Below are 22625 nucleotides of genomic sequence, written 5' to 3'. Positions count from 1 at the left end.
TTGCGCTCAATTAACAGGCGCTTAAGCAAAAAGCGTAGACGAAAATGGAGAATTCAGCCCTGTTCCGGCATTTTTAACGGGATCGTCAGCAAACTGGCGGCGAAATACAGCAGCGCAATCACCCACAATGTGCCTTCAACGCCCAGCGGATTCACACACAGGGTGACGATAAACGGCCCGACGAAGTTGCTGAGGCCCGATCCGAGATTGAGGCAGGAGATCGCCGCGCCTTTGTTTTCCGGCAGCAGCGAAGGGATAAGCGCGCTCAACGGGCCAAATGCGCCAAGACCGATGGCATAGATCGCCAGCGCGGCAATCAGCGCTGCGCTGCTGTGGCCAAACAGTACCGGCGCGTAGCAGACTGCCAATGCCGCCAGCCCGCACAGCGTGCCGGCAAACCACACCACCGTATTGCGCCAGCCGATGGTGTCGCCCAACCAGCCGAAAAAGTAGTTGGCGAAGATATTGATCACGTTCACCAATCCCCAGATGGTCAGCCACTCTTCAATGCTGAAGCCAAAGCGCGGCAGATACACCGGCATCAGGATCACCAGCGAGAACTTGCCGATATCATTGATGCTTTTCACCACCACGGCGATACGCATTTTCGGCTCACGTACCAGCACAATGAGACCTTCCGCCAGCGCCTGACCTACCGCCTGCCCCTGCTGCCATTGAGGCTTATCGCGGTTGAGGATCAGCGCACAGCCGCAGCCCGCCAGCACAAAAATAAAGCCGGACAGCAACGTGGTCGTCTCCCCCAGCCGTGGGATCATAAAGCCCGAGAACCATGGCCCGACGATGGTCATGCCGACGCCGAAGGCAATCCAGAACCAGGAAACGGCGCGCCCCAGAATGCGGCTTTCACAGCGCTGGTTGATCCACACCAGGAACGAATAGGCAAATAGCGGATAAGCCATGCCGCGTACCGCGTAGCTCACCATCATTAGCGGATAGTTGCTATCAGGCAGCGCGACAAAGATAAACGGTACCGAACCGACAAAATAGAGAATCGTCGCCAGCCACATCAGGCGACGTACGCCCAGCACGCCCGCGCCTATTCCGGAAAACCAGGAGATCGCCGCCACGCACAGGCCAAAGACCGAAGACAGCAGGCTGATGTGCACCGCATCGAGGCCGCGCTGTTGTAGCAGTGAGGCCAGCCAGCTTTGTTCAATGGTGGCGCCGGTAATAAACAGAAAGACGCCGACAAATCCCCACACCAGCTCGCGCGGCAGGCCCAGACGCGCCCAGATACCCTGTTGAATATATAAACTTTGATCGGTCATTTACGTTATCCACAAAAACCCGGGGTCGCTGCGCTCGCCCGGGTTACATGATTTATTTTCAAACGGTTACGCGTTATGCAATTGTTCTAACTGCTGCTGTTTTGCTTTCAACAGGCTGCGGTTGACGTGCCCGACGGTGTTATCGCCCCAGCACTGGTCATACGGCATCCCGGTCAGGCTTTCGATCACCGCTTTGGTGTCGGCGGTGACCGTGGCTTTGCTGCCGCCTTGCTTCAGGCGCGCCACTTCTTCGTTCAGCACCGCGTGAGTACGGCTGTTCACTTTGAACTGGAAGGCCGACCAGATGCCCCACAGGGTGAGAATCACCGGCAGCACGATCATGATGGCGAGGATCATGTTGATCGCCGACTGCGGCTGGCTGCTGTGCCCGGTAATAAAGCCGGACATTTGCAGCGCGACGCCTACCAGGAAGATGGAGAATGCCTGGGAGGCTTTACGCAGCAGGCTCATAAAGCCCGCGAAGATCCCTTCACGACGGTTGCAGGTCAGAATCTCATCCACGTCGGCCACGAAGGTGTAGTTGTTCCACGGAATGGAGTAGATACCGCCGCGCGCCAGCCCCGCCACGCCCGCCGCCAGATACAGCAGCGACATGCTGGTGGAGCCATAGACGTAGGTCAGCGCAAACAGCACAAAGGCCACCAGTGCCATCAGTGCCTGGGTAGCAAACGCCCGGGACGGGGAGTAACGCAGCGTCAGCCAGGTCGCCACGCCGACGCCGAAGAACTGCAGACCGTTGATCACGCTCAACAGGTTACTGGCCACCACTGACGAGGTCGCCAGCGCAAAGACCACAAAGTAGGTAAAGACGGAGTTGAAGATATCCTGCGCGACTGAACCGCCAAGGTACATGCCGAGGTGGGAGCGGAAGGTTTTGATCTTCAGCGTAGAGACAAAATCGTAGTAAATATCGAACAGGCGTTTTGCCAGCGGCTGCTTCTCTTGATGCTCGACGTTGCGCTCGCTCTGCTCAATCTCTTCAAGTGAACGCTCCCAGGTGCCGAAGTAGACGAAGAACAGCACCACCATAAAGGCGACGGTGAAAATCGCCCCGGCGTAGAAGAAGGAGATGGAGGAGTCAGAACCAAAGTAAGCCAGCAGGCGGCCCGGCAGGAACGCGGCGGTGAAGCCGGCGAACTGGGCAATGTACATACGCGCGCTGGTCAGCTTCGAGCGTTTGGTAAAGTCGGAGGTCATCTCCGCCGACAGCGTGTCGTACGGGATCATAATCATCGAGTAGACGATTTCAAACAAGATATACGCAAGCAGGTAGATCCAGTAGTTGAAACCCTGAACCCACAGCAGGCTGTAGACCGCCACCAGCGGAATGCTCAGCAGCAGAAAGAAGCGGCGGCGACCAAAACGACGGCCAAGGCGCGTTTTGTGGAAGTTATCGGAAATGTACCCCATGCACGGGCACATGATAACGTCAACGATGCGCGCCACCGCAAACAGCGAGCCTGCCTCAATGGGCGTCAGGCCGCAGAAGGTAGTCAGGAAGAACAGCAGCCAGGCGCTCACCAGAGTAAACGCACCTGAACCGATCACATCCGCAAGACCGAAGCAGATGTAGTTGTGGAGTTTTATCTCCCGCACTTTTTTTATCATTTTCCATCCCCTTGAACAGTACAGAACGGCGAGGCGAAAGCCGCGCCGTCATCAAATAGCTTCAGGCGTCGGCGTTTTCCTGCACGATGGCGTTGATGTTCCATCCCTGCGGTAACGGCGTGGGGCGACGAATACGCGTGTCGTGAAGCGTCAGGTCTTGCACTCCGTTGGCGTAGAACGCCGGTAGGCCGCCAGGATAGGCATCGACGCCCCAGGCGCGGCCGGTTTGCGGGTTTACGCGGTAGGCGTTATCAAGCCCCATGCCGGTTGGGCTCGCCGGGTTACACGGTGGGCGAATGTCATAGCAACCCTGCTCGTCAGAGGGGCCGGAAAGCTGCTGTAACGACAGCCCGTTGAAGGTAACGTGACGAATATCGCCCGGCGTTTCAGCGTGCAGGTTGATGGCTCCTTCGCTCACGCCGGAGAGCTGGCTAAAGGTGATGTCTTCGACCTTGCCCGGCTCAACCTGCGGGTCACGATGGCGCACCGAGATAAAGACCGGATCGGCTTTTCCCCAGTGGCACGGGTGACCGTGGCGGCAATCGAACAGAATGTTGCTGAAAATCATCTGGCTGAACTGGCCGCCGTCGCGGGAGACCAGGCCGATGCCGCGATTGGACTCAAAGATTGAGCAGTTGTGCACCGCGATATGGCTGATATCGGCGAAGGTTTCGGTGCCGATTTTGATGGCGCAACTTTTCGAGCGGATCAGGCAATTACTCACCACCACGTGACGGGTCGCCTGCTGGAGTTCCTGCGGCTTGCGGGTCGTTTTGATACAGATGCCATCATCGGCAGCGCTGAAGTAGCTATCGCTAATGTGCACATGCTGGCAGCTGTCGATATCCAGCGCATCGGTGTTGGACAGCGCCAGATCGTTATCGATGGTCAGATTTTGGATGAATACCTGATTGCAGCTCACCAGATGCGCGGTCCACATCGGCGAATCGCTGATGGTGATATCACGAATGCGCACCTGCTGGCAGCCTTCCAGCACCAGCATGCGCGGGCGCATGGTTTTCGGCTGGCGATAGCCCTGCTCATCGGCGCGCTCGGCGAACCAGGCGCTCGCGCCCCCCGCCAGACAGCCTTCACCGCTGAGCGTAATGTGATGAGCGTTGCGCGCATAAATCAGCGCCATACGGGAGAGTTCAGCAACGGTTTGCGTCAACTCCGCCGGATAGTCCTCAGCGTTCGGGCTGGCCAGCAAACGCGCGCCGGCCTCCAGATGCAGGGTAAAGTTGGACGGTAGAATCAGCGTGCCGGTCATCCAGTCGCCCGCCGACACCACCAGCGTGCCGCCGCCTGCGCGGTCAATTTCGTCAATCAGCTGCTGCAGCTGTGCGGTCAGCGGCGTTTTGCCGCTGCGGTCGAGGGAGGTGTTATGCAGTGAAATCTTCATGTGGCTACCTGCGAATGTTGAGATAGCTGCATTTAACGCGGATTCGCCGCGCCTCTCGCGGGGCAGAAGCGGGCTTTTTTACGTATTAGTGAATGGGGTCACGCCTGTTATGGCGACCTGAGACGGGTTTTGAGCAAGCGCACAAAACGCGATGTGTCGGGGTGGGTGTTAAGTGAAGTTCGTCACAAAAATGAGGTTAGTTAGCGCGTTAAACGGGCCGTTTCGCGCAGATTGCACAGTGATGAGCGGAGAATAGCGAGGGGGATCACAAAATGGTGCGGGAGTGGGGTTTGGAGGGTTGCCCCCTCACCCTAACCCTCTCCCCGCGGGGGAGAGAGGGGACCGTTGAGTGCGGTCTGATAGTTTGTACTGAACTTAAGGTTCGCGCACGCCCTCTTACAGCAGCTCGAATTCGCCCTGCTTCACGCGCGCGGAATCCACGCCGATAAACACGTTAAACTTGCCCGGCTCGGCGGCGTATTTCATCTGCTGATTCCAGAACTTCAGCGCGTTAACGTCAATCGGGAAGCTCACGGTTTGAGTTTCACCCGGTTTCAGCGTCACCTTCTCAAAGCCTTTCAGCTGTTTCACCGGGCGGCTCATCGAGGCGGTCACGTCCTGCAGGTACATCTGAATCACCGTCGCCCCTTCACGTTTGCCGGTGTTGGTCACCTGGACGCTGGCGGTCACGCTGCCGTCAGCCTTCATGGTTGGTGCGGACATCTTCACATCGGAAACCGAGAAGGTGGTGTAGCTCAGACCGTAGCCGAACGGATACAGCGGGCCGTTGGCTTCGTCAAAGTAACGCGAGGTGTACTTGTTTGGCTTGTCGGCGTTGTATGGGCGCCCGGTGTTCAGGTGGCTGTAATACTGCGGAATCTGCCCCACGGAGCGCGGGAAGGACATCGGCAGCTTACCGGATGGGTTGTAGTCGCCAAACAGCACGTCGGCGATGGCGTTACCGCCTTCCGTACCCGCGAACCAGGTTTCCAGAATAGCGTCGGCCTGCTGGTCCTCTTTCACCAGCGTCAGCGGGCGACCGTTCATCAGCACCAGGACCAGCGGTTTGCCGGTGGCTTTCAGCGCGGCAATCAAGTCCTGCTGGCTTTGTGGAATAGCGATTTCAGTACGGCTGGAGGCCTCGTGTGCCATACCCTGCGCCTCGCCCACCACCGCCACGACCACGTCAGACTGCTTCGCTGCGGCAACCGCTTCATCAATCATCGCCTGCGGCGAGCGTGGGTCAACCTTCACCGCCTCTTCGTACAGGTTCAGGAAGTCGATGATGCCTTTGTCATTGGTGACGTTCGCGCCTTTGGCGTACAGCACTTTGCCCTCGCCGCCCATCACGTTTTTAATCCCGGTCAGTACGGTCACGGACTGTCCGGCCACGCCTGCGGCAGACCAGCTCCCCATCACGTCACGCTGGCTGTCGGCCAACGGCCCCACCACCGCCACGGTGGCATTTTTCTTCAATGGCAGCGTTTCAAGACGGTTTTTCAACAGCACCAGACTCTGGCGCGCGACCTCGCGGGCCTCGGCGCGATGCAGGCGACTTTCGGCGTTCGTATCCTGCGGATCGGATGCTTTCGGCCCCAGATGGCTGTACGGATCGTTAAACAGACCCATATCGTATTTGACGTTCAGCACGTGGCGGGTAGCGTCGTCCAGTTCAGCCATCGTCACCTTGCCGGACTTCACCAGCCCAGGCAGATACTTGCTGTAGTATTCATCGCTCATGCTCATATCGATACCGGCCTTCAACGCCACGCGTACGGCATCTTCCGGGTCGGCGGCAACGCCGTGTTTAATCAGCTCTTTAATCGCCCCGTGGTCGGAGACGGTGATCCCTTTGAAGCCCCACTGGTTGCGCAGCACGTCTTTCAGCAGCCAGGTGTCGGACGTCGCCGGGGTGCCGTTCAGCGAGTTCAGGCCGATCATCACCGCGCCGCTGCCCGCATCCAGCCCCGCTTTGTACGGCGGCATATAGTCGTTGAACAGACGCTGCGGGCTCATATCGACGGTGTTGTACTCTTTACCCCCTTCCACCGCACCATAGGCGGCGAAGTGTTTGACGCTGGTCATCACCGAGTAGCGATCCGCCGGGCTTTTCCCCTGCATCGCTTCCACCATGTTTTCACCCATCACGGCGGTTAAATAAGTGTCTTCACCAAACCCTTCGGAAGCGCGGCCCCAGCGCGGATCGCGCGAGACGTCCACCATCGGCGCCCAGGTCATATTCAGGCCGTCATCCGCCGCTTCATAGGCCGAAATGCGGCCCACGGTTTTCACCGCGTCGAGGTTGAAGGTAGAGGCCAGCCCAAGGCTAATCGGGAACACGGTACGCTGACCGTGCACCACGTCGTAGGCAAAGAACAGCGGAATTTTCAGGCGACTGAGGGACATCACCTGATCCTGCATAGCACGGATATCCTGGCGGGTCACGGTATTGAAAATCGCGCCGACCTGACCGTCTTTGATCATCTCGCGAATGGCTTCTTTCGGGTTGTCCGGCCCGACGCTAATCAGGCGCAGCTGGCCAATTTTTTCATCGACCGTCATTTTTTTCAGCAGCCCGGTCACGAACGCATCCCGCGCCTGCGGCGTCAGCGGATGGTTACCGAACAAATCCTCCGCCAGAGCGGGTTGCAGCGCCAGGCTCACGGCGACGCCAACAGAAAATAGCCATTTCATATTTTTGTAGTCTCTTGTATCCATGCCGGGGAGAGCGGCTGAGAGTCGATGAAAAGCCGCAGTTTGCCATAAAGGTAAAGGAGCGCGGAATAGAAAGCTAAGGTTATTCTCTGATTTTTAGAAACATTCACTCCCCCAATGATCATACAAAGCGCTATTCTTAGAGACGACAATTTGTCCCACCACAAGGAGTGGAGAATGGCTTCTCAAACTACAAATGATAATAACGTGCTGATTAACGAACTCTCGCGCCTGGTTGGTCACGCTCACCTGCTCACCGACCCGGCCAAAACCGCCCGCTACCGTAAAGGCTTCCGTTCCGGGCACGGCGATGCGCTAGCCGTGGTGTTCCCCGGCTCGCTGTTGGAGCTATGGCGCGTGCTAAACGCCTGCGTCAATGCGGACAAAATTATTCTGATGCAGGCCGCCAATACCGGCCTGACAGAAGGCTCAACGCCCAGCGGTAACGACTACGACCGCGATATCGTCATTATTAGCACCCTGCGCCTCGATAAACTGCATCTGCTGGATAAAGGTGAGCAGGTGCTGGCCTGGCCGGGTACCACGCTGTATTCACTGGAAAAAGCCCTCAAGCCGCTGGGCCGCGAGCCGCATTCAGTGATTGGCTCCTCCTGCATTGGCGCGTCGGTGATCGGCGGGATCTGCAATAACTCCGGGGGTTCGCTGGTGCAGCGCGGCCCGGCGTACACCGAGATGTCGCTGTTTGCGCGCATTGATGAAAACGGCAAGTTGACGCTGGTTAACCATCTGGGCATCGATCTGGGCGAAACCCCGGAGCAGATCCTCAGCAAACTTGATGACGATCGCGTGAAGGATAGCGATGTGCGTCACGATGGCCGTCACGCTCACGATCATGACTACGTTAACCGCGTGCGCGACGTCAACGCCGATACCCCGGCGCGCTACAACGCCGACCCGGAGCGTCTGTTTGAATCCTCCGGCTGCGCGGGCAAGCTGGCGGTATTCGCCGCGCGTCTCGACACCTTCCCGGCAGAAAAACGTCAGCAGGTGTTCTACATCGGGACTAACCAGCCGGACGTGCTGACGGAAATTCGCCGTCATATTCTGGCCGAATTTAACAACCTGCCGGTGGCGGGCGAGTATATGCACCGCGATATTTACGATATCGCCGAGCAGTACGGTAAAGACACTTTCCTGATGATCGATAAGCTCGGCACCGACAAAATGCCGTTCTTCTTCACCATGAAGGGCCGCGCCGACGCGATGCTGGAAAAAGTGTCGCTATTCAAGCCGCACTTCACCGACCGCTTTATGCAGAAGCTAGGCCACGCTTTCCCGGCGCATCTGCCGGAACGGATGAAAACGTGGCGCGATAAGTATGAGCACCACCTGTTGCTGAAAATGTCCGGCGACGGCATTGACGAAGCCAAAGCCTGGCTGGTGGATTACTTCAAGCAGGCGGAAGGCGACTTCTTTGTCTGCACGCCGGAAGAAGGCAGCAAAGCGTTCCTGCACCGCTTCGCGGCGGCAGGTGCGGCCATCCGTTATCAGGCGGTACACGCGGATGAAGTGGAGGATATTCTGGCGCTGGACATTGCGCTACGCCGCAACGACACCGAATGGTTCGAGCATCTGCCGCCGGAAATCGACAGCAAGCTGGTGCATAAACTCTACTACGGCCACTTTATGTGCCACGTTTTCCACCAGGACTACATTGTGAAAAAAGGCGTCGATGCTCACGAACTTAAAGAGCAGATGCTGGCGCTGCTGCGCGAGCGCGGGGCACAGTATCCGGCAGAGCACAACGTCGGGCATCTGTATGAAGCCGATGAAAACCTCAAGCGCCACTACCGTGAAAACGATCCGACCAACAGCATGAACCCGGGGATCGGTAAGACCAGTAAACTCAAGTACTGGGGCGAAAAAACCGACGCGTGATATGACGTCGGGAAATTCGTTGTAGGCCGGATAAGCATAGCGTCATCCGGCAACGAGCCGCACCGAGCCTGATAGCGCTACGCTTATCAGGCCGACTGCGAGCCAGTTTAACGATGGAAACCATAAGGAATTCAAGCATGTCTACGCTTGATGTCACCCGTGACGCCGATATTGAAATCCGTGACGCGCGGGCTGACGATGTACAAGCCATTGCCGCGCTGTATGCCTGGCATGTTCTTAACGGCCGCGCCTCATTTGAAGAGGTGCCGCCTTCCATTGATGAAATGCAGCAACGGATGAACAGCATTCAGCAGCAGGGGCTGCCGTGGCTGGTGGCGCTGTATCGAGGGGTCATCGTCGGCTACTGCTATGCCAGCCCCTATCGCCCTCGCCCGGCCTATCGTTATACGCTGGAAGAATCTATCTATATCGATACCAATATGACCGCCCACGGCATTGGCAGCCGCCTGCTGACGGCATTAATCGCCGTATGCGAACAAGGGCCATGGCGACAAATGCTGGCGGTGATCGGCGACGGCAATAACAACACCGCGTCACTGCGGCTGCATAAAAAACACGGTTTCGAGGTGGCGGGTCAGTTGCGCAGCGTCGGCTACAAGATGGGGGACTGGCGGGATACGGTGATTATGCAGCGCCCACTCAACGATGGTGACTGGACGCTGCCGGAATAAAGAAAATTTAATCGTCCTGGGTGGTTTGCCCGCTAAGCTGGGCTTTCGCGATGTTGCCTTCCACCTGGGCTTCTTTCTGCTTTTTATAGCTCAGCGCTGCGGCAGGAACCGGCATCACTTTTCCGGTTTCAACCCAGGTACGCAGACGGCTGGCGTCGGCGAAGTGGGTATATTTACCGAACGCATCCATGACCACCATCGCCACCGGACGTTTGTTCATCACGGTGCGCATCACCAGGCAGTGACCGGCCGCGTTGGTAAAACCGGTTTTGGTCAACTGAATGCTCCAGTTATCGCGGTATACCAGATGGTTAGTGTTGCGGAACGGCAGCGTATACGCCGGATGGGCGAAGGTCGCCGTGTCCTCTTTGGTCGTGCTCAGTTGGCCAATCAGCGGATACTGTTTGGTGGCAATCAGCAGTTTAGTCAGATCGCGTGCGGTCGACACGTTATGAATCGACAGCCCCGTTGGCTCGACGTAGCGGGTGCGGGTCATCCCCAACGATTTGGCTTTGGCGTTCATAGCGCGAATAAACGCGTCATAGCCGCCCGGATAATGGTGCGCCAGACTGGCCGCCGCGCGGTTCTCGGATGACATCAGCGCCAGCAGCAGCATGTTTTTACGACTGATCTGGCTGTTCAGACGCACGCGGGAATAAATGCCCTTCATCTCCGGCGTGTGGCTGATATCCACGGTCAGCATTTCATCGAGCGGTAAATGCGCGTCCAGCACCACCATCGCCGTCATCAGCTTGGTGATGGAAGCCATCGGGCGCACCAGATCCGGCTGGTTGGCATAAATCACTTTGTTCGTTTCAAGGTCGACAATCATCGCGCTACCGGAAGCAATTTCCGGCTGCGAGGCCACGGCGGAGACGGCGGTTTTAGCACTCGCCTGAGGCGCAAAAGGCACAGCCAGCACGAGAGCGAGGCTGAGCAGGGAAACGCGAAATTTCTGCATGGTGAGTATTCTGGCGGTTATTTATGCACATTATGATAGACAACCGCTTCGCACCAAACGGTTGCGAAGCGGAATGGCCCATCATAGCGCGTAGAACGCGGCATCTGCCAGAAAATAATGGTGAACAAATGCTGCATTGCTGACGTAATTTAATTCACATCAGCAATGCATATCAGAACTCAGAATAGCCGGTAGCCGTAGCCCCACAGCACCACCGTGAGCGCCAGCAGCACTTCAAGTACCAGCACGCCGATAGCCAGGGTCGAACTGGCGAAGCTTAGCCCCTCTTCCCGGTCAATATTAAGGAAAGTCGGGATACCGATGTAAAGCAGATAACCGGTATAAAACAGCGCGACCGTCCCGACCAGCGCGCACAGCCATACCAGCGGGTAAAGCGCCACAATACCGCTCAGGAAGATAGGCGTCGCGACGTAGCCGGCAAACACCATACAGCGTTTAAGGGATGGACGCTGCGGATAGTTACGCGCCATCCACCAGATCACCCGCCCCATCACCGCTACGCCCACCAGCATCAGAGCATAGAAGAGTACCGCCATGCCCAGGCCCGTCATCAGCGACAGCCTGACCACGTTGCCGTCACCAAAGTTCCAGCCCAGTTGGGTGGTGCCGATAAAGGCGCAGATCACCGGAATGGCCGCCATGATCAGCACGTGATGCACATAGTGGTGAGAAACGGTTTCGTTCTCGCTGCGGATAACATGCATTTCTTTGTCAGGGTGGGAGAACAGTCCCCATACATGGTTCATAACGCCTCCTCTGCACGGCTTCGTACCACGTTGCTGTAAGTATAATTCACGCCAATGATTATTTTATGTACAACGCAAAAAATAGCGGCCCCTGCAATCTCGCCCTGAGGGTGTATGATGAATAGTATGATGTTATAAGGAGCGAGTGTTTTTATGGATATCAATAACCTGATTTCCCACTATGGCTACGCGGCGCTGATTATTGGCAGCATGGCGGAAGGTGAAACCATTACGCTACTCGGTGGCGTGGCGGCGCATCAGGGGCTATTGAAATTTCCGCTGGTTGTTATTTCGGTGGCGCTGGGCGGTATGATTGGCGATCAGGTGCTGTATCTTTTGGGCCGGAAGTTTGGCGGGCGGCTACTGAAGCGTTTTTCACGCCATCAGGCGCGTATCAGGAAGGCGCAACGTCTGATAAACCGCCATCCGTACCTGTTTGTCATCGGCAGCCGATTTATGTATGGCTTCCGGGTTATCGGCCCGCTGCTGATTGGCGCCAGCCAGCTGCCGCCAAAAATTTTCCTGCCGCTGAATATTCTCGGCGCGTTGATCTGGGCGCTGCTGTTTACCACCCTCGGTTATCTGGGCGGAGAAGCTATCGGCCCGTGGCTGCATCATCTGGATAAACATCTGAAGCATATCATCTGGCTGGCGCTGGCGGTGGCTCTGGTCGTGGCGGTACGTTGGTGGTTCAAACGGCGGGAAAAACGTTCGACGGAAGAGTAACCGGAGCGCCGAAGCGCCCGGTCATATTCAGAGGTCGTGTGGGTCAAAAAGTGTACTGCACACCCACGCGATAACGGGTCTGGCGATCGTCTTCGTCGCTGCTGACGGAGACGTTACCGATCTGCGCGTAAGGCTTCCAGTTTTTATCGATACTATAAGCTACTTTGAAATCCAGCTCGTAATCATCTTTACCGTTATCGTAACGATTATAATCTTCGCTTTTCTTATAAAGATAATTTCCTTCAAACGTCCACGGCCCGGTTTTATAACCTAACCACAGATCGCCGCGGTTGACGTGTTCATCATCTTTGGTACTGGATGTATCACGGGTATATTCGTAGCGATAACGAGCAGCAACATAAAAACCACCTTCGAAATTATATTGCCCACGAATATACGGTTTATATATTGCCTTCGATGATGACGTTTCTAAGGCAAAACCCGGCTGAACGGTTATATTCGGCATTGCATTAAATTGATAGCTCAGAACATATTCATCGCCATTATCTACGACATCATTAAAGGCTTTATCCGAATGCTCACCGCCCGATTTCGTTTTAGCTTCGACGGAGAAACCAAAACCGTTGGCAAAGCGGTGTGAGATCAGCACCCTGTCCTTCTGCCCCTGCGAGGTGTCAGTATATTCATGACGCAGGTCTATGGTTACCGCGCTCGCCGATGCGCTGACAAATGCCAGCATCCCAAGAGTTATTAATTTTTTCACGCAATCGTCCTCTGCTTTTTAATGTCACAATAAAATCAGGAGGAACTGGCTATAATATTTAAAGAATGAATGTATTTTTCAATAATAAAAATAAGACCAGAGATATTGTTTTTCTGGTGAGCGATACTAGTGGGAGGAAAACACGCTGTCATTGAATTAAATATAAATACGTGATCGGCAGCATATTTTAATTAGAGGTAAGCTTTTATTTTTAATTAAATTAAAAATTAGATTTTTGACAGATATAATAGCAATTAATATTATTTAATCTGAATATTGGTTTTTCATTCCCCCCTGTATTGCAACACAGGGGAGAATGAATCCGTAGCCGCTTACGACTTATCGGTCATATGATAGCCGCCGCCCAGCGCCGAAGTCAGCTGAATGCTGGCATCAACCCACTGGCCGTGCAGACGCAAGGCGCTAATCCGCTCCTGTAAGGCCGGCAGCTTCGCTAAGCTCACCTTCGAGCCCGGAATAATCCCGGCGTTCATCCGCGCCTGCGCCAGGTTCACCACGCGCTGCGCGTCTTTCTCAACCTGCGCCTGCTGCTGGTTTTTCGCCATCAGCGTTTCGACCTGGCTGGCCGTTTTCGCCACCTGATTGACGGCATCGACAACCGCTTTGTTGTACTTCGCCACCGACAGATTATTCTGCGCGCTGGCGATATCGAGGTTAGCGTTAAGACGGCCGCTGTCGAAGATTGGCAGCGTCAGCCCCGCGGTCACGCCCATCTGATTCGCTGAATGGCGGAACAGATCGCTCAAGTGCAGCGCGTCCTGCTGCAGGAAGGCCATCAGGTTGATATCCGGATAGAAGGCCGCTTTCGCCGCGTCAATTTCGCTGAGCGAGGCCTCAATATACCAATGCGCCTCCTGGAGATCCGGGCGACGCGCCAGCAGATCATAGCCCAGCTGGGACGGCATTTTACTGGCCACCGCAGGCAGCTCAACCTTGTGCAAATTCAGCGACTGGCTTTGGCTATTGGTCAGCGCCATCAGCCGCGCCTCAATCTCTTTCATGTTGCCTTCAACGTCGGCCAACTGCTGATCCGTTTTGCTAACGTTGATATCGTTTTCGGCCCCTTCAGCGGAGTTAGTGATACCGTGCTCAAACAACGCGGTGTCGACGCTAACGATATTGTTTTGTTCGCTTTTCACCTGCTCAAGAACGCTGTGGATGGCGGCTTCGGTCTGCCACTGCCAGTACAGGCGCGCCACGCTGCTGGAGAGCAGCTCGCGAGTTTGCGCCTGCTCGGCCACCTGCGCTTTCACTTCCCCAATGCGCGCTTTCACTTCAGCACGGTTTTTCCCCCACAGGTCAAGATCCCAACCGGCGGTCAGGCCGAAAGTCCCGTTGGTGTACCACGGCCCGGTATTACCGTCTAAATCGGTAGCAAACGGGCCCATCAGCCCTTCTGCCGACATTTTTTGCCGCTCAAGGTCGGCACCGAAATCCACTTCCGGGCCAAGCGATGACTTCGACATTCTGGCCTGCGCTTCCGCCAGCTTAATGCGCTGATCGGCAATCTGCATATCCGGCGCATTTGCCAGCGCGCGGCTAATCAAGTTATTGAGCTGGGCGTCGTGGTAGCCTTGCCACCAGTTGCTCTGCGGCCAGCCATTTTTCACTGCAGCGGGTAAATCCGTCGCCACGCTGGAGGCCGGAGCCTGCTGCTTAATCGGGTTGCCAATATCGTGCGATGGCGCGCAGCCAGCCAGCGCGATGAGCAGAGGCAAGCCGGACAGCACGCTTTTTTTCAGAGTCAAGTTCATGTGATAGGTCGGTTACAAAAGAAGGAAAGTGATAATAATTTAAATGAATCAAATCCTTTTAGTAAAGCGTGTGGGAACATAAATAGACATACTTAAAAACAGCTAATAACATTTTAGCGTCAGGGAGTGAATATGAGTCAGAACATCTACGACGACCCGAATTTTTTCGCAGGCTACGCCACGCTCGACCGTTCGGTAAAAGGGCTGGACGGCGCGCCAGAGTGGCCTGCTATCCAGCAAATGCTGCCGCCGCTCGCCGGTTTACGCACGGTTGATCTCGGCTGCGGCTACGGCTGGTTTTGCCGCTGGGCGCGCGATCGGGGTGCCGCAGAGGTCACCGGGTACGATCTTTCCAGCCGTATGCTCGCGCGCGCGCAGGAGATGACCGATGGCGAGGGTATTGCCTACCGCTGTGAAGATCTACAAAACTTAACCCTTGCCGCCAACAGCTGCGAGCTGGTCTACAGTTCGCTGGCGTTGCACTATCTGCCCGATATTGCCCCGCTGTTGGCCACCGTTTACCGGGCGCTGACGCCGGGCGGCGTGCTGGTGTTCTCCGCCGAGCATCCGATCTACACCGCGCCGTTGCAGCAGGGCTGGCGGCTGGACGAGAACGGGCAAAAAAGCTGGCCGGTGAGCCACTATCAGCAGGAGGGTGAACGCATCAGCAACTGGTTTGCCGACGGCGTGAAAAAACAGCACCGTAAGCTCGCCAGCTGGATTAACGCGCTGGTAGCCGCCGGGCTGGTGATAGAGCATGTGGATGAATGGGGTCCAACGGCGGAACAGATTGCCGCCAATCCCGCGCTGGATGAAGAGAAAGAGCGGCCGATGATCTTCCTGCTGCGGGCCCGCAAACCGGCGTGAATATTGCCGGATGGCGGCTACGCCTTATCCGGCCTACGGATCGTTAGCATTGTAGGCCGGATAAGCGCAGCGCCATTCGACAATTCACCGAAGCTTACGCTTTCAGACTCGCGCCGTTAGTGGCAATCACTTCTTTATACCAGTCAAAGCTTTTCTTCTTGCTGCGCGCCAGCGTGCCGCTGCCATCATCGTGGCGGTCGACGTAGATAAAACCGTAGCGTTTGGACAGTTCGGCTTTCGACGCGCTGACAAGGTCAATCGGCCCCCAGCTGGTAAAGCCCATCAATTCAACGCCGTCTTCAATCGCTTCCCGTGCCTGCACCAGATGGTCGTTCAGATAGCTAATTCGGTAGTCATCGTTGATGCTGCCGTCAGCTTCCACTTTGTCTTTCGCCCCTAAGCCGTTTTCAACGATAAACAGCGGCTTCTGGTAGCGATCCCACAGCACGTTCAGCAGCGTACGCAGCCCCAGCGGGTCAATCTGCCAGCCCCACTCCGAGCTTTCCAGATGTGGGTTTGGCACCATATTAAGAATGTTGCCACGCGCTTTCTGGTTCAGCGCCTCGTCAGCGGTAACGCAACCGGTCATGTAGTAACTAAACGAGATAAAATCGACGGTCGATTTCAACGCTTCTCGGTCGGCATCGGTTATCTCCAGCGCAAAACCGTTGTCGCGGAAATAGCGCAGCATATAGCCCGGATACGCTCCGCGCGCCTGGACGTCGCCAAAGAACTGCCAGCCGCGATTCTCCTGCAGGGTTTTGAACACATCTTCCGGCTTGCAGCTTAGCGGGTACATCAGGCCGCCCAGCAGCATATTGCCGATTTTCCCCTCCGGCACAATCTCATGGCAGGCTTTCACCGCCAGCGCGCTCGCCACCAGCTGGTGGTGAATGGCCTGATAAACCTCAGCTTTGCTGCTGTCGCCCGGCAGACCCACGCCGGTCATCGGTGCGTGCAGCGACATGTTGATTTCGTTAAAGGTCAGCCACAGTTTGACCTTGCCTTTGTAGCGCTCAAACACCGTGCGGGCATAGCGCTCGAAGAAACCAATCACCTTGCGATTGCCCCAGCCGCCGTAGTTTTTCACCAGCGCCCACGGCATCTCGTAGTGAGACAGCGTCACCAGCGGCGTGATGTTGTGCCTGGCCATTTCATCAAACAGCTTGTCATAAAAAGCCAGGCCTGCTTCGTTTGGCTCAGCGTCGTCGCCGTTCGGGAAAATACGCGTCCAGCCAATCGACACCCGCAGACAGTTAAAGCCCATCTCGGCAAACAACGAAATATCTTCCGGATAGCGATGATAAAAATCGATAGCGATATCTTTTAAGCCGGTATCGCCCGCCACGCGTTCGACCACGTCACCAAAAACGCCCTGCGGCTGCACATCGGAAGTGGATAGTCCTTTACCATCCTCAAGATAGGCGCCTTCAATCTGGTTTGCAGCAGTCGCGCCGCCCCAATAAAACGTCTGTGGGAATGTTTTCATCTCTCTCTCCTGTGATTAATGCTGTACGGTTAACAGCGGCTGACCGGCGCTGACCGCGCTGGCGGCAACGATCTCCAGCCCCGGATAGTCATCGCTGTTGCTGATAATAATCGGCGTCGCCAGGTCGTAACCGGCGTCCAGAATCATCTGGCGATCGAAGGTTAAGAGCAGATCGCCCGCCTGAATTTTGTCGCCCTCTTTGACGTGGGCGGTGAACGGCGCGCCGTCGAGCTTAACGGTGTCGATGCCCACGTGGATCAGCAGTTCAATCCCGCTGTCGCTCAGTAAACCTATCGCGTGTTTAGTCTGAAAAATCGAGGCCACCTCACCGCTGAACGGCGCGATCACTTTGCCTTCGCTCGGGATAATCGCCACGCCCTTGCCGAGCAGGCCGCTGGCGAACGTGCTATCCGGCACCTGATCCAGCGCCAGTACGCTGCCGGTCATCGGCGACAGCACATCATTTTCACCGGCTTTCACGACCGCCATGGGCTCAATCGTTTTACGCGGTAATCCGGCAAAGAAGGTCAGCGCACAGGCGAGAATAAAGGCCACCGCGGTGCCGATAAGCCCACCCCACACGCTGGCATCGATACCGCCAGGCGGGATCATCTGCGCCGGGAAGAAGATATTCGGCAGGCCGAACGAGAATGCGTAGCTATTGCTGAACGCGGTAATCGCACCGCCCAACGCGCCGGCCACGCAGCCAAAGATAAACGGGCGACGCAGCGGTAGCGTCAGGCCATAAATCGCCGGTTCGGTGATACCAAAAAGGCCTGCGGAAAACGCCGATCCCGCCAGCACTTTCTGACGCACATCGCGGGTAGCGAGAAAGATACCCAGCACCGCCCCAACCTGCGCCAGTACCGCAGGGAGAATGATAGGTAGCATGGAGTCGTGACCAAGAACGGTCATGTTATTGATCATCAGCGGCACCAGCCCCCAGTGCAGACCAAAGATCACACAGACCTGCCACAGCCCGCCCAATGCGGCCCCGGCCAGCCACGGGGCTACTTCGTACACCACCTGATAGCCGTTGGCCAGCATATGACTGAGCCAGGTCGCCACCGGGCCAATAACCAGGAAGGTCAGCGGTACGACAATCGCCAGACAAATCGCCGGGGTGAAGAAGTTTTTCATCGCCGACGGCAGCAGCGCGTTGCTGCGCCGTTCAATCCAGCAGCTGACCCACGAGGCCAGAATAATCGGGATAACCGACGAGCTATAGTTGATAAACGTCACCGGAATACCGAGAAAATACTCGGCGCTCGCCCCCGGTGCCTGCGCGGCTTCAAAAGCCTGAATCATCAACGGATGCGTTAACGCACCGCCGATAACCATCGAGATAAACGGATTGCCGCCAAACTTCTTCCCGGCGGTATAGCCAAGAAACAGCGGGAAAAAGAAGAACAGCGCATCGCTGGCGGCAAACCAGATTTTGTAAGTCGCCTGTTCAGGGTTAAGCCAGCCGCACACCACCGCCAGCGCCAGCAGCCCCTTCAGCAGACCCGTCGCCGCCATCACGCCGATAAACGGGGCAAAAATACCGGAAACCACGTCAATCACCTGGCCGAGGAGAGACGTTTTTTCTCCCTTCACCGCTACCGGTTCGCTATCATCGGTGATCCCCGCTTCATAGCGCACCGCCTGCCAGACATCGTGGACGTGGTTGCCAATCACCACCTGAAACTGGCCGCCGCTCTCCACTACCATGATCACGCCCGGGTTGGCCTTCAGCGCGTCGGCATCCGCCTTTGCGCTCTCTTTAAGCTTAAAACGCAGCCGCGTGGCGCAGTGAACCAGACTCACAATATTCTCTTTGCCACCAACGTGGCTGAGAATATCCTGCGCGAGTGCTTTGTATTCCATGCAATATTCCTTGACCGAGTATTAAAAACAAAAAAACCCGAGAACGACGCCGGTAAGACGTCGCGCTCAGGTTTTGCCTGCATAATGCAGTAACAATCCGGTTGTGGAAGGGTTAACGCCCTTCTTTTCTCACCCGTTCAATGTGAATGGCGAGAAACATAATTTCTTCCGTCGTTAGCGACCGCTGGTAGCTGTTTTGCAGATGCAGGGCGACGGTCTCCGCGCACTTCCACGCTTTGGCGTAGTTATCCTTCACCGCGCTGTGCAGCTCTGCGTCATCGTCTTCCACCACCGTTCGCGTCAGCATCCGCTGGGCGAAAAACTTCAGGTGGGTGACGAAGCGCTGATAGCTTAACGACTCTTCGTTGTACTCCAGGCGCAGCTGATACTTCACCAGCTGCAAAATTTCCTGCATCACCCGGGTAACGTGCATGACCTCGGGCATTTCGCTATTCAGCTGCGCGGTCACCAGATGCAGGGCGATAAACCCGGCTTCATCCTCCGCGAGCTCAACGCCGAGCCGCTGGGCAATCATCGCCCGCGCCTCCTGGCCCAGCGCAAACTCTTTCGGGTAGAGCCGTTTGGTCTCCCACAGCAGCACGTTGCGCAGCGCGACGCCGTTTTTCTGCCGCTCAATGGCAAAATGGCAGTGATCGGTCAGCGTGATATAGAGGCTTTCCTGCAATTTTCCGAGCCGCTCGCGCGCCCGTTCGATGATCCGGTCGCAGGTGGTCATCACCTCGAGCGGAATCTGACTGAGTAATTCACCTAAACGCCCCGCCAGCTCATCGCTTTGCAGAGCAAAAATTTTCTCGATTTTCGACTCATCCAATAAGTCCCCGACGCGTTTCTGAAAGGCTAGCCCTCGCCCCATCACCACCTGCTCACGCCGGTGTTCATCCAGAACCACCACCACATTATTATTAAGAACTTTGGCGATCTGCATTTATACACTTCATCCTTCAAGCTGCCTCCGCGTTGGCTGCGCTCATTCACCCCAGTCACGGACTTATGTACGCTCCTGGGGATTCATTCCCTTGCCGCCTTGATGCAACTTGAATGATTTTGTGTATATGAACCCCAGAAACAAAAAAACCTGACTCCTGACAAACGTCAGATAATCAGGTTTTGCCTGCCGTAGCAGTAACAATCGTCTACGAGTATTTCATTTAACGGTCGCTTTGCTCAATGGAGCAACGGGAAAATTGTGATGCAGATCGGATACTTTATGCCTGCCAGTCGTGAATCGCCCGGGCAATCAGCTTCGATTCCTGCAAAGCGCGCACGGCGGTAAACAGCTCGGTGGCTTCAGCGTACTCTTTGCGCAAATAGCCCAGCCACTGCTTGATGCGCGCCACGTGATACAACCCGGTATCGCCCTGCTTTTCCAGATGGGCGTATTTTTTCAGTAAATCGACCACCTGCGGCCACGGTAGTCGCGGCTCGTTGTATTTGATGACCCGGCTGAGGTTCGGCACGTTCAGCGCGCCGCGACCAATCATCACCGCGTCGCAGCCGGTCACGGCCATGCACGCCTGCGCGCTGGCGTAATCCCAGATCTCACCGTTAGCAATGACCGGAATGGAAAGCCGCTGGCGGATATCGGCAATCGCCTGCCAGTTGATACGCTCGGCCTTATAGCCATCTTCTTTGGTGCGCCCGTGCACCGCCAGTTCAGTGGCTCCAGCCTGCTGCACCGCGTCGGCAATTTCAAACTGCCGCGCGCCGCTGTCCCAGCCCAGACGCACTTTAACCGTTACCGGCAGATGCGCCTGCACGGCTTCGCGCATGGCTTTTGCCCCCTGGTAGATAAGCTCCGGGTCTTTTAGCAGCGTGGCCCCGCCGCCGCTGCCGTTAACGGTTTTCGACGGGCAGCCGCAGTTGAGATCCACGCCCCAGGAACCGAGCTCCACCGCGCGGGCGGCGTTTTCCGCCAGCCATTCGGGATATTGCCCCAGCAGTTGGATACGCACGCGGGTGCCGGAAGGCGTGCGGCTTTCGTTATGCAGTTCCGGACAGAGCTTGTAGAACGATTTTACCGGCAGCAGTTGGTCCACCACGCGCAGAAATTCGGTGATGCACAGATCGTAATCATTCACTTCGGTCAGCAGCTCGCGCACTAAGGAGTCGAGCACACCTTCCATCGGTGCCAGTAAAACACGCATATTGTTATCCGGAAAAAAAAGAGGCGCTATGGTAACGTCTTAGTATGCCGCTTTCCACTGCCAGTCGACACATCAGGAGGTGAATAATGAATACCAGGGATATCCAGCTAAAGCGTATCCAGCCGCCGCGCGGCTTCAGCGACGTCCCGCCGGTCACGCTGACCGACGCCACCCTGCTTGAACGTAAAAATAAGCTGCTCGCGCGAATGCAGGAAGAGCGCTTCGATGCGCTGGTGATTTACGCCGATAAAGAGCACGGGAGCAACTTTGAGTATCTGACCGGGTTTATCCCGCGCTTTGAGGAAGGTCTGCTGGTGCTGCATAAATCCGGGCACGCCACCGCGATCCTTGGTAATGAAAACCTGAAGATGGCGGCTCATTCGCGTATTCCGGTCACGCTAAAGCACTGCCCGCTGTTCTCGCTGCCGAATCAGCCAATGGATAACGAAAGACCGCTGGCGCAGCTGTTTAGCGAAACGGGGCTGAGCGCCATGTCGAAGGTCGGTTTGGTCGGCTGGAAGATGTTTACGGCTGCCGGGAGTGACAACGCGAATCTGTTTGACCTGCCGTGGTTTATCGTCGACGCAATAAAACAGAGTACCCATGCCGATCTGGTCAACGCCGCGCATCTATTTATTGGCGGTGATAAGGGGGCCAGAACGGTCAATAACGCCAACGAAATTGCCCATTACGAGTATGGTGCCAACCTCGCCTCTCGCTGCATGCTGGCTGCGCTGGACGCCGTCGAACCGGGCATTCGTGAAGTGGATCTGGGCGCGTTGCTTGCAGCCGAAGGGCAGGCACCGTCGATCGTCACCATCGCGGCAACCGGGCAGCGTTTTGAGAAGGCCAACCTCTACCCTTCCTGGAAAAAGGTCGAACGCGGCCAGCCGCTGTCGATGACTACCGGGTTTAAGGGTGGGCTGTCCAGCCGAACCGGGTTTGTCATTGCCGATGAAAGCGAGCTGCCGGAAAACCAGCGTGATTATCTGGACCGCGTGGTGAAGCCCTATTTTGGCGCGGTCATGACGTGGCTTGAACATATTAAGATCGGTATGTCGGGCGGCGAGCTTTACGATTTAGTCGAATGCGTACTGCCGAAAGCCCAGTACGGCTGGCATCTGAATCCGGGGCATCTGAGCGCCGATGAGGAGTGGATGTCATCACCGGTTTATCCTGACGCCTCCGAAACGCTGAAAAGCGGCATGATCGTGCAGATCGATATCATTCCGTCGGTGCCGGGGTATACCGGGGTGAGCGCCGAAGAGAGCGTGGCGCTGGCGGATGCGGCATTACAACAGCAGATCGCGCAGGATTATCCTGACCTGTGGGCGCGTATCGAGGCGCGTCGGACGTATATTCGTGAGACGTTGCATATTGCGTTAAGCGATGACGTAATACCGTTGTCAAACGCCGTGGGGTATTTGCGGCCGTTTATGTTAGCCAAAGATAAGGCGCTGGTGGGTTAGTTTGCGGCCCATTCGACCTCCTCTCCCTGAAGCTGTCTCTTATACACAATTCCCGACGACAGTTATCAGGGATGAGGGAGATGTATGCGGATTTATTACTCCGTTGCGCTCCTTATCCGGTTCCCGCCACATAAATTGCACGGGCGCAGGGAGCGCGCAAGGGGCGGCCAGTCGCCGCCGCCCCCTG

At 56.3% G+C, this 22625-nt stretch carries 16 protein-coding genes and 1 pseudogene; 5 read left to right on the top strand and 12 right to left on the bottom strand.

Going from position 1 to position 22625, the window contains the following annotated elements; genetic code table 11:
- Nucleotides 1–53 precede the first annotated feature (53 nt).
- The 4 genes from ABTW00_RS08160 to bglX all read right to left on the bottom strand — a co-directional run bounded on the left by ABTW00_RS08160 (nt 54) and on the right by bglX (nt 7014).
- Complete coding sequence (locus ABTW00_RS08160) at nt 54–1289, bottom strand: MFS transporter (protein WP_064544176.1); 1236 nt, start codon at nt 1287–1289, stop codon at nt 54–56.
- Between the two features lie 66 nt (nt 1290–1355).
- The gene (locus tag ABTW00_RS08155) at nt 1356–2918 is read right to left on the bottom strand and encodes an MFS transporter (RefSeq protein WP_433640091.1); all 1563 of its coding nucleotides are present in this window, start codon (nt 2916–2918) and stop codon (nt 1356–1358) included.
- A gap of 61 nt (nt 2919–2979) precedes the next feature.
- Entirely contained in the window at nt 2980–4320 is a 1341-nt protein-coding gene (locus tag ABTW00_RS08150) for a glycoside hydrolase family 28 protein (protein WP_433640089.1), read from the bottom strand.
- Between the two features lie 396 nt (nt 4321–4716).
- Nucleotides 4717–7014, bottom strand: a complete 2298-nt coding sequence (bglX, locus tag ABTW00_RS08145; protein WP_433640087.1) for a beta-glucosidase BglX — start codon at nt 7012–7014, stop codon at nt 4717–4719.
- Nucleotides 7015–7212: 198 nt separating this feature from the next.
- Between bglX and dld the strand changes: the two genes are divergently transcribed.
- Nucleotides 7213–8934 (top strand): D-lactate dehydrogenase, encoded by a 1722-nt coding sequence (dld, locus tag ABTW00_RS08140; protein WP_065357403.1) that lies wholly within the window; start codon nt 7213–7215, stop codon nt 8932–8934.
- A 137-nt stretch (nt 8935–9071) separates the two neighbouring features.
- Complete coding sequence (locus ABTW00_RS08135) at nt 9072–9626, top strand: N-acetyltransferase family protein (RefSeq protein WP_433640084.1); 555 nt, start codon at nt 9072–9074, stop codon at nt 9624–9626.
- Between the two features lie 7 nt (nt 9627–9633).
- On the opposite strand, the gene pbpG is transcribed toward ABTW00_RS08135, so the two are convergent.
- Nucleotides 9634–10587: a D-alanyl-D-alanine endopeptidase gene (gene pbpG, locus ABTW00_RS08130; protein ID WP_065357401.1), complete on the bottom strand. Its 954-nt coding sequence runs from the start codon at nt 10585–10587 to the stop codon at nt 9634–9636.
- Nucleotides 10588–10766: 179 nt separating this feature from the next.
- On the bottom strand, nt 10767–11354 hold the full coding sequence (locus tag ABTW00_RS08125; RefSeq protein ID WP_433640082.1) for a Yip1 family protein: 588 nt from the start codon (nt 11352–11354) through the stop codon (nt 10767–10769).
- Nucleotides 11355–11507: 153 nt separating this feature from the next.
- On the opposite strand from ABTW00_RS08125, the gene ABTW00_RS08120 reads away from it, so the two are divergent.
- A complete protein-coding gene (locus ABTW00_RS08120) occupies nt 11508–12080 on the top strand; it encodes a DedA family protein (RefSeq protein ID WP_064544162.1) in 573 nt (190 codons plus the stop codon).
- A gap of 43 nt (nt 12081–12123) precedes the next feature.
- On the opposite strand, the gene ABTW00_RS08115 is transcribed toward ABTW00_RS08120, so the two are convergent.
- Nucleotides 12124–12780, bottom strand: coding sequence for an oligogalacturonate-specific porin KdgM family protein (locus ABTW00_RS08115; RefSeq protein WP_064544160.1), 657 nt, complete (start codon nt 12778–12780; stop codon nt 12124–12126).
- Nucleotides 12781–13136: 356 nt separating this feature from the next.
- Nucleotides 13137–14579 carry a multidrug resistance outer membrane protein MdtQ gene (gene mdtQ / locus ABTW00_RS08110; RefSeq protein ID WP_433640079.1) on the bottom strand — a complete coding sequence of 481 codons (1443 nt, stop codon included), beginning with the start codon at nt 14577–14579 and terminating at the stop codon, nt 13137–13139.
- Nucleotides 14580–14711: 132 nt separating this feature from the next.
- Here mdtQ and ABTW00_RS08105 point away from each other — a divergent pair, with 132 nt between their 5' ends.
- Nucleotides 14712–15446, top strand: coding sequence for a class I SAM-dependent methyltransferase (locus ABTW00_RS08105; protein WP_433640077.1), 735 nt, complete (start codon nt 14712–14714; stop codon nt 15444–15446).
- Nucleotides 15447–15540: 94 nt separating this feature from the next.
- Here the strand turns inward: ABTW00_RS08105 and ABTW00_RS08100 are convergent, their stop codons facing one another.
- From ABTW00_RS08100 to dusC, 4 genes and pseudogenes are all read right to left on the bottom strand, one after another.
- The gene (locus ABTW00_RS08100) at nt 15541–16935 is read right to left on the bottom strand and encodes a glycoside hydrolase family 1 protein (RefSeq protein WP_433640075.1); all 1395 of its coding nucleotides are present in this window, start codon (nt 16933–16935) and stop codon (nt 15541–15543) included.
- A gap of 15 nt (nt 16936–16950) precedes the next feature.
- Nucleotides 16951–18890: pseudogene (bglF, locus tag ABTW00_RS08095) on the bottom strand (PTS beta-glucoside transporter subunit IIABC).
- Between the two features lie 26 nt (nt 18891–18916).
- Complete coding sequence (gene bglG / locus ABTW00_RS08090; RefSeq protein WP_433640073.1) at nt 18917–19750, bottom strand: transcriptional antiterminator BglG; 834 nt, start codon at nt 19748–19750, stop codon at nt 18917–18919.
- Between the two features lie 280 nt (nt 19751–20030).
- A complete protein-coding gene (gene dusC / locus ABTW00_RS08085; protein WP_433640071.1) occupies nt 20031–20969 on the bottom strand; it encodes a tRNA dihydrouridine(16) synthase DusC in 939 nt (312 codons plus the stop codon).
- A gap of 86 nt (nt 20970–21055) precedes the next feature.
- Between dusC and ABTW00_RS08080 the strand changes: the two genes are divergently transcribed.
- Nucleotides 21056–22438 (top strand): M24 family metallopeptidase, encoded by a 1383-nt coding sequence (locus ABTW00_RS08080; RefSeq protein WP_433640069.1) that lies wholly within the window; start codon nt 21056–21058, stop codon nt 22436–22438.
- Nucleotides 22439–22625: the final 187 nt, after the last annotated feature.

The organism is Kluyvera georgiana, from assembly GCF_050990895.1.
Taxonomy (GTDB): Bacteria; Pseudomonadota; Gammaproteobacteria; order Enterobacterales; family Enterobacteriaceae; genus Kluyvera; species Kluyvera georgiana.
The sequence above is the reverse complement of the archived record's forward strand: the minus strand, read 5'-3'. Positions and strand labels throughout refer to the sequence as shown.